A 13,230-nucleotide genomic window follows, 5' to 3' on the forward strand; every position below is an offset into this window, starting at 1 on the left:
GCAGAGCCTGCCCATGAGTTATCAGGTGTTAGCCCGTAAATGGCGACCACAAACCTTTGCCGACGTTGTCGGTCAGGAACATGTGCTGACGGCCCTGGCGAACGGCTTGTCGCTAGGTCGTATCCATCACGCCTATCTCTTCTCCGGTACCCGCGGCGTCGGTAAAACCTCTATTGCCCGTTTGCTGGCAAAAGGTCTGAACTGCGAAACCGGGATCACCGCCACGCCGTGTGGCGTGTGTGACAACTGCCGTGAGATCGAGCAGGGGCGCTTTGTCGATCTGATCGAGATCGACGCCGCCTCGCGCACCAAAGTTGAAGATACCCGTGACCTGCTGGATAACGTGCAGTACGCCCCGGCGCGTGGCCGCTTCAAGGTCTATCTGATCGATGAAGTGCACATGCTGTCACGTCACAGCTTCAACGCCCTGCTGAAAACGCTGGAAGAGCCGCCTGCGCATGTGAAATTCCTGCTGGCTACCACCGATCCGCAAAAGCTGCCGGTGACGATTCTGTCGCGCTGTTTGCAGTTCCATCTGAAGGCGCTGGACGTTGAACAGATCCGTACTCAGCTGGAACACATTCTCGACGAAGAGAACATTGTCCACGAGCCGCGCGCCCTGCAACTGCTGGCCCGTGCAGCGGACGGCAGCCTGCGCGATGCGCTCAGCCTGACGGATCAAGCCATTGCCAGCGGTGACGGTAAACTGTCGACGGAGGCGGTCAGCACCATGCTCGGCACGCTGGACGACGACCAGGCGCTCTCCCTGATTGAAGCCACGATCGCCGCGAACGGTGAGCGCGTCATGTCGCTGGTGAATGCCGCTGCAGCCCGTGGCGTCGAGTGGGAAGCCTTGCTGGTCGAGATGCTTAGCCTGCTGCACCGTGTAGCGATGCTGCAGCTCTCTCCGTCAGCAATGGGGGCGGATATGGCGGCCATTGAACAGCGGATGCGTGAACTTGCGCGAACCGTGCCGCCTGCTGACGTACAGCTTTATTACCAGACCTTGCTGATTGGCCGTAAAGAGCTGCCGTTTGCGCCGGATCCTAGAATGGGCGTTGAAATGACGCTGCTGCGTGCGCTGGCGTTCCACCCGCGTATGCCGCTGCCAGAGCCTGAAGTGCCCCGGCAGTCATTCGCCCCGACCGCCCCGACGGCAGTGATGTCGCCGCAGCAGGTGCCAGCACAGCCGGCAGCGCCGCCGCCGCAAAATGTACCGCTGTCGGATGCCACCAGTTCGGTGCTTGCCGCCCGCAGCCAGTTGCAGCGAGCGCAGGGAGCAACCAAACCAAAAAAGAGTGAACCGGCAGCGCCAGGAAGAGCGCGGCCGGTTAACAACGCCGCGCTTGAACGACTGGCCTCGGTAACGGAGCGCGTACAGGCGCGCCCGGCACCGTCCGCGCTCGAGCAAAAAGCCCCGGTGAAAGAAGAGGCTTACCGCTGGAAGTCGACGACTATCGTCGAAGAGGTGAAGAAAGAGGTTGCCACGCCAAAAGCGCTGAAGAAAGCGCTGGAGCATGAAAAAACACCGGAGCTTTCCGCGAAGCTCGCGGAAGAGTCTATCGCGCGTGACGCCTGGGCCGCTGAGGTCAGTAAACTGCAACTGCCTAAGCTGGTCGAGCAGGTCGCGCTGAATGCCTGGAAAGAGCAGGACGGTAATCAGGTGCGTCTGCATCTGCGTCCCGGTCAACGGCACCTGAACTCCCCCGGCGCACAAAAAGCACTGGCGGAGGCGCTGGCCACATTGCAGGGTGCACCGGTTGAATTGACTATCATTGAAGATGATAATCCGGCGGTGCGAACGCCACTGGAGTGGCGCCAGGCCATTTATGAAGAGAAACTCGCGCAGGCGCGTGAGTCGATTATTGCGGATAACAACATCCAGACCCTGCGCCGGTTCTTCGACGCCGATCTGGATGAAGAGAGTATTCGCCCCATTTGATCGTGAGTCTGACTTACGGTTGTCATCGTTAAACGTGAAAGAGAGAGAAGCCTATGTTTGGTGGAAAAGGCGGTCTGGGTGGCCTGATGAAGCAGGCTCAGCAGATGCAGGAAAAAATGCAGAAGATGCAGGAAGAGATCGCTCAGCTGGAAGTCACGGGTGAATCCGGTGCCGGTCTGGTCAAGGTGACCATCAACGGTGCGCATAACTGCCGCCGCGTTGAAATCGATCCAAGCCTGCTCGAAGACGACAAAGAGATGCTGGAAGATCTGGTTGCAGCCGCGTTCAACGATGCCGCTCGCCGTATCGACGAAACCCAGAAAGAGAAAATGGCCTCTGTATCCAGCGGTATGCAACTGCCGCCGGGCTTCAAGATGCCGTTCTGATGCAAACCAGTCCGCTGCTCACGCAGTTAATGGAAGCGTTGCGCTGCCTGCCGGGCGTAGGCCCGAAGTCGGCGCAGCGTATGGCGTTTACGCTATTGCAGCGCGACCGCAGCGGCGGGATGCGCCTGGCGCAGGCTCTGACCCGCGCCATGTCAGAAATTGGTCACTGTGCGGATTGCCGTACTTTTACCGAGCAGGACGTCTGTAATATTTGCTCGAATCCGCGTCGTCAGGAGAACGGTCAGATTTGCGTGGTGGAGAGTCCGGCGGACATCTATGCCATCGAACAAACCGGGCAGTTCTCTGGCCGCTATTTCGTGCTGATGGGGCATCTCTCCCCGCTGGACGGTATTGGCCCGGATGATATCGGTCTTGATCGCCTTGAACAGCGTCTGGAGTCCGAGACCATCAAAGAGGTGATCCTCGCCACCAACCCCACGGTGGAAGGGGAGGCAACCGCCAACTACATCGCCGAGCTGTGCGCGCAGTACGGCGTTGACGCCAGCCGTATCGCTCACGGCGTGCCGGTTGGCGGCGAGCTGGAGATGGTTGACGGCACCACGCTGTCGCACTCTCTGGCCGGACGTCACAAGATTATTTTCTGACCAAACGGAGGCGGCATTCGCAGCCTCCGCTTGAAAATTTCCCTGCTTATCCCCATCTCTCCCTCAACGTTTTACAACCCCATTAAATGGCATTGTTGAGGTCGACTTAGATGAAAGGACAAGAAACCCGTGGTTTCCAGTCAGAAGTAAAACAGCTTCTGCACCTGATGATCCATTCCCTGTATTCCAACAAAGAAATCTTCCTGCGTGAGCTGATTTCCAACGCCTCCGATGCGGCGGACAAGCTGCGTTTCCGCGCGCTGTCTAACCCGGATCTGTATGAAGGCGACGGCGAGCTGCGCGTGCGCGTCTCTTTCAATAAAGAGAACCGTACCCTGACCATCGCCGATAACGGCATCGGCATGAACCGCGACGAGGTGATCGACCACCTCGGGACTATCGCCAAATCCGGGACCAAAGCGTTCCTGGAATCTATGGGTTCTGACCAGGCGAAAGACAGCCAGCTGATCGGCCAGTTCGGCGTGGGCTTCTATTCGGCGTTTATCGTGGCGGACAAAGTGACCGTGCGTACACGTGCGGCGGGTGACAGCGCGGAAAACGGCGTGTTCTGGGAATCCAAAGGTGAAGGTGAATACACCGTTGATGACATCACCAAAGCGGATCGCGGCACCGAAATCACCCTGCACCTGCGTGAAGGCGAAGATGATTTCCTGAACGACTGGCGCGTGCGCTCCATCATCAGCAAATATTCCGACCATATTGCCCTGCCGGTTGAGATTGAAAAACAGGAAGAGAAAGACGGTGAAACCGTGGTCTCCTGGGAGAAAATCAACAAGGCGCAGGCCCTGTGGACGCGCAATAAGGCTGAAATCAAGGACGACGAATACAACGAGTTCTACAAACACATCGCCCACGACTTTACCGATCCGCTGACCTGGAGCCATAACCGTGTGGAAGGTAAGCAGGAGTACACCAGCCTGCTGTATATCCCGTCGCAGGCGCCGTGGGATATGTGGAACCGCGATCACAAGCACGGTCTGAAGCTTTACGTTCAGCGTGTCTTCATCATGGACGACGCCGAGCAGTTCATGCCGAATTACCTGCGCTTTGTCCGTGGCCTGATAGATTCCAACGATCTGCCGCTGAACGTCTCCCGTGAAATTCTGCAGGACAGCACCGTGACCCGCAACCTGCGTAACGCGCTGACCAAACGTACGCTGCAGATGCTGGAAAAACTGGCGAAAGACGACGCGGAAAAATACCAGACCTTCTGGAAGCAGTTTGGCCTGGTGCTGAAAGAAGGCCCGGCGGAAGACACCGCGAACGTAGAAGCGATCGCCAAACTGCTGCGCTTTGCCTCTACGCACACTGACTCCTCTGCGCAGACCGTGTCGCTGGAAGAGTACGTTTCCCGCATGAAAGAAGGGCAGGAGAAGATCTACTACATCACCGCCGACAGCTACGCCGCGGCGAAGAGCAGCCCACACCTGGAGCTGCTGCGTAAGAAAGGCATCGAAGTGCTGCTGCTTTCTGACCGCATCGACGAGTGGATGATGAACTACCTGACCGAGTTCGACGGTAAGCCATTCCAGTCTGTTGCCAAAGCCGATGAATCCATCGACAAGCTGGCGGATGAAGTGGATGAAAGCGCGAAAGAAGCCGAGAAGGCGCTGGAGCCGTTCGTTGAGCGCGTGAAAACCCTGCTGGGCGATCGTGTGAAAGAGGTGCGCTTCACCCACCGTCTGACCGATACGCCGGCGATTGTGACTACCGATGCGGACGAAATGGGTACCCAGATGGCGAAACTGTTCGCCGCGGCAGGTCAGGCGATGCCAGAAGTGAAATATATCTTCGAGCTGAACCCGGATCACCCGCTGGTGAAACGCGCGGCGGATACCCAGGACGAAACCCGCTTTGCCGAGTGGGTTGAACTGCTGCTGGATCAGTCTCTGCTGGCCGAGCGCGGCACGCTGGAAGATCCTAACCTCTTCATTAAACGTGTGAATGCGCTGCTGCTGGCGTAATTGACCACGCCTCCCCTGGTCTTCTCCCTCTCCCCGTGGGAGAGGGCCGGGGTGAGGGCACCAGACCGCACTCCCCCAAATTATCTCCCCCCATTAACCGTTTCAGCCCTCCCGCCTTCCTTGAGCCGCATCCGTTCTGGTGGTATTGTTTAGCGCTTTTGAAAAATTGAATCGACTTTTGAGGGGATTTTCGCAATGCGTATTATTCTGCTTGGCGCTCCGGGCGCGGGTAAAGGAACTCAGGCTCAGTTCATCATGGAGAAATACGGTATTCCGCAAATCTCCACCGGTGATATGCTGCGCGCCGCTGTTAAATCTGGCTCTGAGCTGGGTAAACAAGCGAAAGACATCATGGACGCTGGCAAACTGGTGACCGACGAGCTGGTTATCGCTCTGGTCAAAGAGCGCATTGCTCAGGAAGACTGCCGTAACGGTTTCCTGCTGGACGGCTTCCCACGCACCATTCCTCAGGCTGACGCCATGAAAGAAGCGGGCATCAACGTAGACTACGTGCTGGAGTTCGACGTACCAGACGAGCTGATCGTTGATCGTATCGTTGGTCGCCGTGTGCACGCTGCTTCTGGCCGCGTTTACCACATTAAATTCAACCCACCTAAGGTTGAAGGTAAAGACGACGTAACCGGCGAAGAGCTGACCACCCGTAAAGACGATCAGGAAGAGACCGTGCGTAAGCGCCTGGTGGAATACCATCAGATGACTGCGCCGCTGATCGGCTACTACACCAAAGAAGCGCAGGCGGGTAACACCAAATACGCGAAAGTTGACGGCACTAAAGCCGTGGCTGACGTTCGTGCAGAGCTGGAAAAAATCCTCGGCTAATCGCACTGCTCTCACCCGGGGCCCCGGGTGAGAATATTTCTCATCTTACCTATTACAGCAATGGGTTCCGTTTAAACGCATTTCCGCTACAATTGACAACCATTCAAATGGTTAAGAGGCGTGAATGAGTCAGGCGAAAACCGGCATCCTGCTTGCCAATCTGGGCACCCCAGAAGCACCTACGCCAGAAGCGGTAAAACGCTATCTGCGACAATTTTTAAGCGACACGCGCGTTGTGGATACCCCAAGACTGCTGTGGTGGCCATTACTGCGTGGCGTGATTCTGCCCATTCGTTCACCGCGCGTCGCCAAACTCTATCAGTCTGTCTGGATGGAAGAGGGCTCGCCGCTGATGGTCTACAGCCGTCGTCAGGAGAAAGCGCTGGCTGCCCGCCTGCCGGATATGCCTGTCGCACTCGGCATGAGCTATGGCAAACCGTCTCTGGAAAGTGCGGTCGACGCGCTGCTGGCGCAGGGGGTTGAGCACATTGTGGTGCTGGCACTCTACCCGCAGTACTCCTGCTCGACAGTCGCTGCGGTGTGGGACGAACTGGCCCGCATTCTGGCGACCCGCCGCCGCATTCCGGGCGTGACCTTTATACGCGACTACGCCGATAACGAACTCTATATCAAAGCGCTTGCCAGCAGTGCCCGCGCGTCGTTTGAAAAACACGGCGAGCCGGATCTGCTGCTGTTGTCCTATCACGGCATTCCGCAGCGTTTCGCTAACGAAGGGGATGATTATCCGCAGCGCTGTCGCGATACCACGCGTGAGCTGGTGTCCGCGCTCGGCCTGCCGCCGGAGAAGGTGATGATGACTTTCCAGTCGCGCTTTGGTCGCGAGCCGTGGTTGACACCGTATACGGACGAAACCCTCAAAATGCTCGGCGAGAAAGGCGTGAAGCATATTCAGGTAATGTCCCCGGGCTTTTCGGCCGATTGCCTGGAAACGCTGGAGGAGATCGCGGTGCAAAACCGGGAGTTTTTCCTGGAGGCTGGCGGTGAGAAGTACGAGTACATTCCGGCACTTAACGACGCTCCGGAACATATCGACATGATGGTCTCGCTGGTGACCAACAGCCGCTGATCGCACTCTGGGCCGGGTTTGTGCTACCATTCCCGGCCCATATTCTATGCACAGTTCAGACCATGAAATTTCCCGGTAAACGCAAATCCAAACACTACTTCCCTGTTGATGCCCGCGATCCGCTCCTGCAGCAAATCCAGCCTGAAAATGAAACCAGCGCCGCATGGGTCGTCGGTATTGATCAGACGCTGGTGGACATTGAAGCGAAAGTGGATGATGCGTTTGTCGCCCGTTACGGTCTGAGCGCCGGCCACTCGCTGGTAATTGAAGACGACGTTGCTGAGGCGCTCTATCAGGAGCTGGTGCGTGACAACCTGATCACCCATCAGTTTGCCGGTGGCACTATCGGCAATACCATGCACAACTACTCCGTTTTGGCAGACGACCGCTCAGTGCTGCTCGGCGTGATGTGCAGCAACATCGAAATTGGTGGCTACGCCTACCGTTACCTGTGCAATACCTCCAGCCGTACCGATCTTAACTATCTGCAGGGTGTCGACGGCCCCATTGGCCGCTGCTTTACGCTGATCGGTGAATCCGGCGAGCGTACCTTTGCCATCAGCCCTGGCCACATGAACAAGCTGCGTGCCGAGAGTATTCCCGAAGAGGTGATTGCGGGCGCGTCGGCGCTGGTGCTCACCTCCTACCTGGTGCGCTGCAAGCCGGGCGAGCCGATGCCGGAAGCCACCATGAAGGCGATTGAGTACGCTAAAAAGTACGATGTGCCGGTGGTCCTGACGCTGGGAACGAAATTTGTGATTGCCGACAACCCGGAGTGGTGGCAGGCCTTCCTGAAAGAGCATGTCTCGATTCTGGCGATGAACGAAGAAGAAGCTGAGGCTCTCACCGGCGAGAGCGATCCGCTGCTGGCCTCCGATAAAGCGCTGGACTGGGTGGATCTGGTGCTCTGCACCGCCGGACCGGTAGGGCTGTATATGGCAGGCTTCACGGAAGAAGAGAGCAAACGCAAAACCCAGCATCCGCTGCTGCCTGGCGCCATCGCCGAGTTCAACCAGTATGAGTTTAGCCGTGGCATGCGTTATAAAGACTGTGTTAATCCGCTGCGGATCTACTCGCACATCGCCCCGTACATGGGCGGCCCGGAGAAGATCATGAACACCAACGGCGCGGGCGACGGCGCGCTGGCGGCACTGCTGCATGACATCACCGCCAATGCCTACCACAAAACCAACGTGCCGAATTCCAGCAAACATAAGTTCAGCTGGCTCACCTATTCGTCGCTGGCGCAGGTGTGTAAATACGCGAACCGCGTCAGTTATCAGGTGCTGAACCAGCACTCCCCGCGCTTAACGCGTGGCCTGCCGGAAAGGGAAGACAGCCTCGAAGAGGCGTACTGGGACAGGTAAAAGAAAACCCCTCACCCTAACCCTCGCCCCTGTGGGGAGAGGGTCAGGGTGAGGGCATCAGGCCGCACGAAACTTACCTCGTCACAGCCTCTTCAACCGGCGGCTTCGCCAGCAGCGCCAGCATCGTATTCGCAATTTCGCGCTCACCCATCACCACCTGATTCGCACCCCGTTCGGTGATGTAATCCACCTCGTCGTCGTAATGAGCGCGGGCAATGATCTCAATCGTTGGGCATTTCTCACGTGCAGTGGCCACAATCTCACCCGCTTCGTAGCCGTTTGGAATGGTCAGCAGCAGCCAGCGGGCGCAGTCCAGATGCGCCAGGTTCATAATTTCTTCGTTCGCCGCATTGCCCAGCACCGCGCGGATACCGCGCTCGCGCAACTCATCGACGCGGGTACGCGAGGTTTCAATCACCACCAGCGGGATCCCCTGCGCCATCAGCTTCTCGCCGAGCAGGCTTCCCACGCGGCCAAAGCCGACCAGCAGGGCGTGGTTGCAAATATCCACCGGGATCTGCTTCTCTTCTTCAATGGCCTCTTCGAGCGTCTGCTCTTCAAGGGTTTCCGTTTTATCGAGATATTTTTCCAGCAGGGCGAACAGCACCGGGTTCAGCATAATCGAGAGGATCGCTCCCGCCAGCACCAGGTTCTGCCCGGCCTGCGGCAGCAGGTTCAGCGCCATCCCCAGACCCGCCAGAATAAAGGCGAACTCACCAATCTGTGCCAGGCTGGCGGCGATGGTAAGAGCGGTACGCGGCGAGTGGCCGAACATTCGCACCAGGAAAAAGGCGGCGACCGACTTACCAAAGATGATAATCGCCAGCGTCCCCAGTACGGCCAGCGGCTGCTGAACCAGAATCATCGGATCAAACAGCATCCCGACGGAGACAAAGAACAGCACCGCGAAGGCATCACGCAGGGGGAGGGTGTCGTGCGCCGCTCGGTGGCTCAGTTCGGATTCGTTCAGCACCATCCCGGCGAAGAACGCGCCAAGGGCAAAGGAGACGTCAAAGAGCTCCACCGCACCAAAGGCAATCCCCAGCGCCAGCGCAAGGACGGAAAGGGTGAACAGTTCACGCGAGCCGGTGGCCGCGCTGCGCGACATGATCCACGGCACCAGACGGCGGCCTACCAGCATCATGATGGCGATAAACGCCACCACTTTTCCGATGGTGATGCTCATATCCAGCGCCAGCGAGGCAAAGCCGAGGGTGTCTTTTTCCATCATTCCGGCGACGGCAGGGAGCAGGACCAGCGTCAGCACCATTACCAGATCTTCAACAATCAGCCAGCCGATTGCGATTTGTCCGCGCTGGCTGTCTATCAGCTGCCTCTCTTCAAGCGCGCGCAGCAGCACCACGGTACTGGCGGTTGAGAGACACAGCCCAAATACGATGCCGGTCATTAACGACCAGCCCAGTACGGCCGAAAGCGCCATGCCCAGCAGCGTCGCCACCCCTATCTGGGCGATCGCTCCCGGTATGGCGATCGACTTTACCGCCATCAGGTCCTTCAGGGAAAAATGCAGCCCCACGCCAAACATCAGCAGAATCACGCCCAGTTCCGCCAGTTCAGGTGCCAGTTTGGTATCCGCAACGAAGCCAGGCGTAAACGGTCCCGCCAGTACCCCGGCTAACAGATAGCCCACAAGAGGGGAAATACGCAGTTTATTGGCAATCATGCCGAGAATAAAAGCGAGCACAAGTCCACCAACAATGGTGGTGATAAGCGGTGTGGCGTGGTGCATTCCGTCTCCTTTCGTTGTGGGTGTTCCATTTTGGTGAAAACCAAAAACCGAGTAATAGTTTATGACAATTTTTACCCTTGTGTTTATGAATAATTGTTGAAGTTTGAATAAAACGGCAATATGCCTCAGAAAAGGCAGGTTTTGATAAATTCAGAGAAGGGATGAACAGGAAAGCCTTATGCCATGAGGGCATCAGGCTGCCAAAGTTACACTTTGGCAGCCATGAAATTACGCTTTATGACGATTATCAGGCAGGAATATGGTCAACATCCCCAGAAGTGGCAGGAAAGCGCAGATTTTATAAACCAGGAAGATACTGGTGTGGTCGGCAACCATACCTAACACGGCTGCACCAAGGCCGCCCATGCCAAAGGCGAAACCAAAGAAGAGCCCGGAAACCATACCAATACGCCCCGGTAACAACTCCTGCGCATACACCAGGATAGCCGAGAACGCCGAAGCCAGAATAAAACCAATAATCACCGTTAAAATGCCCGTCCATTCAAGGCTGGCGTAAGGCAAAATAAGGGTAAAGGGGGCAACGCCAAGGATAGAGCCCCAAATAACATATTTACGGCCAATTTTATCCCCGACTGGCCCGCCAATCACCGTCCCTGCTGCGACGGCAAACAGGAAAGCAAACAGATGGAACTGCGCGTTTTGTACCGATAATCCGAATTTTTGCATCAGGTAAAAGGTGTAATAGCTGCTGATGCTCGCCATATAGAAATATTTCGAGAAAATCAGCACCAGCAGCACGGACACGGCCAGGATAACCTTATTGCGTGGAAGGGGATTGATAACCTTCACTTTTGGTTTGCCTTTGTTTACGCGGTGCTGTGCGGCATACCAGCGGCTGATCTGGGCGAGCACAACGATTGCCAGCAGGGCGGCCAGCACAAACCAGGCGACGTTACCCTTGCCGTACGGCGCGATGATCACTGCCGCCAGCAGCGGGCCGAGGGAACTGCCAAAATTACCGCCCACCTGGAAGAGTGATTGCGCCAGCCCGTGGCGCCCGCCGGAGGCCATACGTGCCACGCGGGAGGACTCCGGATGGAAGACCGACGAGCCGGTTCCCACCAGTGCGGCGGCAAGCAGCACCGCTTCAAAACTTCCCGCCATAGCCAGCAGCACCAGCCCGCTCAGGGTGAAGCACATGCCAATCGGCAGCGACCACGGCATCGGATATTTATCCGTCCAGTAACCGACGATAGGTTGCAGTAGCGAAGAGGCCAGCTGGAAGGTCAGGGTGATCATCCCGATCTGCACGAAGGTTAATGAAAACTCGGATTGCAGCAGCGGGTAAATCGCCAGGATCAGCGACTGGATCATGTCGTTGAGCAGATGGGAGAGGCTAATAGCGCCTAAGACTTTAAATGAGGTGCGCGAGGGTGGCGGCGACGCCGGCGCGCCCGAAACGGGCTGGGTTGATTCACTGATTGCCATAAATACCACGTCGTTAGTGATGAAAAATGCAGGGGGTAATTATTATCCAACTAACATACCTGTCAGCGACATTTGAAGAAAGTCGCAATTATGAAAACTTATTTGTCTATTCTTGTTACTCACTGTAATTTTTGCGTTTGTCTATTGGTCAGGGAGAGAGAAGATGAAGTTAATGAAGCATGGCGTCGCGTTGGCGCTGCTCGCCGCCTGGGGTCTGGCAAGCCTGCCCGCACAGGCGTATGAAAAAGACAAAACGTATAAAATTACGATCCTGCATACCAACGATCACCACGGCCATTTCTGGCGCAGCGAGTACGGCGAATATGGTCTCTCCGCGCAAAAAACGCTGGTGGATGGCATTCGTAAAGAGGTTGCCGCCGAAGGGGGCAGCGTGCTGCTGTTATCGGGGGGCGATATCAATACCGGCGTGCCGGAGTCCGATTTACAGGATGCTGAGCCTGATTTTCGCGGTATGAATTTAATCGGTTACGATGCGATGGCCGTCGGAAACCATGAGTTTGATAACCCGCTGAGCGTGCTGCGCCAGCAGGAAAAGTGGTCCAAGTTCCCATTCCTCTCCGCCAATATCTATCAGAAAAGTACCGGTGAACGCCTGTTTAAACCGTGGGCGCTGTTTAAGCGTCAGGATCTGAAAATCGCGGTGATTGGCCTCACCACGGACGATACGGCAAAAATTGGCAACCCGGAGTTCTTTACCGATATCGAATTCCGTAAACCGGCAGACGAAGCGAAGCTGGTGATTCAGGAGTTGCAGCAAAACGAAAAACCGGACGTGATCATCGCCACCACCCATATGGGACATTACGACAACGGCGAGCATGGTTCTAACGCGCCGGGCGATGTTGAAATGGCGCGCAGCCTCCCTGCGGGCTCGTTGGCAATGATTGTGGGTGGTCACTCACAAGATCCGGTGTGCATGGCCTCGGAGAATAAAAAGCAGGTGGATTATGTTCCGGGCACGCCGTGTGCACCAGACCGTCAGAACGGGATCTGGATTGTGCAGGCACACGAGTGGGGTAAATACGTTGGCCGTGCCGACTTTGAGTTCCGTAACGGCGAGATGAAACTGGTGCATTATCAGCTCATCCCGGTCAACCTGAAGAAAAAAGTGACCTATCCGGACGGGAAAAGTGAGCGCGTACTCTACACCCCGGAAATCCCCGAGAACCCACAGATGCTCTCCCTGTTAACCCCGTTCCAGAATAAAGGCAAAGCGCAGCTGGACGTGAAAATCGGTACGCTGAACGGGCGTCTGGAAGGGGACCGCAGCAAAGTCCGTTTCGTACAGACCAATATGGGTCACCTGGTGCTGGCGGCACAAATCGCGCGCACCGGCGCTGATTTTGGTGTGATGAGCGGCGGCGGGATCCGTGATTCCATCGAAGGCGGGAATATCACCTATAAAGATGTGCTGAAGGTGCAGCCGTTTGGCAACGTGGTGGTTTATGCCGATATGAGCGGGAAAGAGGTGATTGAGTACCTTACCGCCGTGGCGCAGATGAAGCCGGACTCCGGCGCCTATCCGCAGTTCGCTAACGTCAACTTTGTGGCCAAAGACGGCAAGCTCAACGATCTCAAAATCAAGGGTGAGCCGGTTGATCCCGCGAAAACCTACCGTCTGGCAACCTTAAGCTTTAACGCCACCGGCGGCGACGGTTATCCGCACATCGATAACAAACCGGGCTATGTGAATACCGGCTTTATTGATGCCGAGGTTCTGAAGCAGTTTATCGAGCAGAATTCACCGATCGACGTGAATGCGTATGAGCCGAAAGGCGAGGTGAGCTGGCAGTAACGT

The 13,230-nt window shown here is 56.6% G+C and carries 10 protein-coding genes and 1 other annotated feature; of the genes, 8 read left to right on the top strand and 2 right to left on the bottom strand.

Annotated features, from left to right (window positions below; genetic code table 11):
* Window positions 1-13 precede the first annotated feature (13 nt).
* From dnaX to VF709_RS13915, 7 genes are all read left to right on the top strand, one after another.
* The gene (gene dnaX / locus VF709_RS13885) at window positions 14-1,942 is read left to right on the top strand and encodes a DNA polymerase III subunit gamma/tau (RefSeq protein ID WP_047023616.1); all 1,929 of its coding nucleotides are present in this window, start codon (window positions 14-16) and stop codon (window positions 1,940-1,942) included.
* Window positions 1,272-1,336, top strand: a sequence feature (DnaX frameshifting element). (Overlaps the previous gene by 65 nt.)
* A 53-nt stretch (window positions 1,943-1,995) precedes the next feature.
* Window positions 1,996-2,328, top strand: a complete 333-nt coding sequence (locus tag VF709_RS13890; RefSeq protein WP_003858972.1) for a YbaB/EbfC family nucleoid-associated protein — start codon at window positions 1,996-1,998, stop codon at window positions 2,326-2,328.
* On the top strand, window positions 2,328-2,933 hold the full coding sequence (gene recR / locus VF709_RS13895; RefSeq protein ID WP_013095898.1) for a recombination mediator RecR: 606 nt from the start codon (window positions 2,328-2,330) through the stop codon (window positions 2,931-2,933). Before VF709_RS13890 ends, recR begins: the two co-directional genes overlap by 1 nt.
* A gap of 110 nt (window positions 2,934-3,043) precedes the next feature.
* Window positions 3,044-4,918 (top strand): molecular chaperone HtpG, encoded by a 1,875-nt coding sequence (htpG, locus tag VF709_RS13900; RefSeq protein WP_023620089.1) that lies wholly within the window; start codon window positions 3,044-3,046, stop codon window positions 4,916-4,918.
* Between the two features lie 195 nt (window positions 4,919-5,113).
* Entirely contained in the window at window positions 5,114-5,758 is a 645-nt protein-coding gene (gene adk / locus VF709_RS13905; protein ID WP_006809841.1) for an adenylate kinase, read from the top strand.
* Between the two features lie 124 nt (window positions 5,759-5,882).
* Window positions 5,883-6,845 carry a ferrochelatase gene (hemH, locus tag VF709_RS13910; RefSeq protein WP_013095900.1) on the top strand — a complete coding sequence of 321 codons (963 nt, stop codon included), beginning with the start codon at window positions 5,883-5,885 and terminating at the stop codon, window positions 6,843-6,845.
* 62 nt (window positions 6,846-6,907) lie between these two features.
* Complete coding sequence (locus VF709_RS13915; protein ID WP_020685011.1) at window positions 6,908-8,212, top strand: inosine/guanosine kinase; 1,305 nt, start codon at window positions 6,908-6,910, stop codon at window positions 8,210-8,212.
* A gap of 73 nt (window positions 8,213-8,285) precedes the next feature.
* Here VF709_RS13915 and ybaL read toward each other — a convergent pair whose 3' ends face one another.
* Window positions 8,286-9,962: a YbaL family putative K(+) efflux transporter gene (ybaL, locus tag VF709_RS13920; protein ID WP_029882633.1), complete on the bottom strand. Its 1,677-nt coding sequence runs from the start codon at window positions 9,960-9,962 to the stop codon at window positions 8,286-8,288.
* Window positions 9,963-10,190: 228 nt separating this feature from the next.
* Complete coding sequence (locus VF709_RS13925; RefSeq protein WP_013095903.1) at window positions 10,191-11,411, bottom strand: MFS transporter; 1,221 nt, start codon at window positions 11,409-11,411, stop codon at window positions 10,191-10,193.
* A gap of 163 nt (window positions 11,412-11,574) precedes the next feature.
* Here VF709_RS13925 and ushA point away from each other — a divergent pair, with 163 nt between their 5' ends.
* A complete protein-coding gene (gene ushA, locus VF709_RS13930) occupies window positions 11,575-13,227 on the top strand; it encodes a bifunctional UDP-sugar hydrolase/5'-nucleotidase UshA (protein ID WP_149896821.1) in 1,653 nt (550 codons plus the stop codon).
* The last annotated feature ends 3 nt before the right edge of the window (window positions 13,228-13,230 follow it).

Origin of the sequence: Enterobacter sp. Lyrl_3, assembly GCF_051948675.1 — a bacterium.
GTDB classification, from domain to species: Bacteria; Pseudomonadota; Gammaproteobacteria; order Enterobacterales; family Enterobacteriaceae; genus Enterobacter; species Enterobacter cloacae.

Bases quoted from the DNA above. Each gene is read 5' to 3' on its own strand.
- dnaX (WP_047023616.1), top strand. From the start codon at position 14: ATGAGTTATCAGGTGTTAGCCCGTAAATGGCGACCACAAACCTTTGCC.
- recR (WP_013095898.1), top strand. From the start codon at position 2,328: ATGCAAACCAGTCCGCTGCTCACGCAGTTAATGGAAGCGTTGCGCTGC.
- ushA (WP_149896821.1), top strand. From the start codon at position 11,575: ATGAAGTTAATGAAGCATGGCGTCGCGTTGGCGCTGCTCGCCGCCTGG.
- hemH (WP_013095900.1), top strand. From the start codon at position 5,883: ATGAGTCAGGCGAAAACCGGCATCCTGCTTGCCAATCTGGGCACCCCA.
- ybaL (WP_029882633.1), bottom strand. From the start codon at position 9,962: ATGCACCACGCCACACCGCTTATCACCACCATTGTTGGTGGACTTGTG.
- adk (WP_006809841.1), top strand. From the start codon at position 5,114: ATGCGTATTATTCTGCTTGGCGCTCCGGGCGCGGGTAAAGGAACTCAG.
- VF709_RS13915 (WP_020685011.1), top strand. From the start codon at position 6,908: ATGAAATTTCCCGGTAAACGCAAATCCAAACACTACTTCCCTGTTGAT.
- VF709_RS13925 (WP_013095903.1), bottom strand. From the start codon at position 11,411: ATGGCAATCAGTGAATCAACCCAGCCCGTTTCGGGCGCGCCGGCGTCG.
- VF709_RS13890 (WP_003858972.1), top strand. From the start codon at position 1,996: ATGTTTGGTGGAAAAGGCGGTCTGGGTGGCCTGATGAAGCAGGCTCAG.
- htpG (WP_023620089.1), top strand. From the start codon at position 3,044: ATGAAAGGACAAGAAACCCGTGGTTTCCAGTCAGAAGTAAAACAGCTT.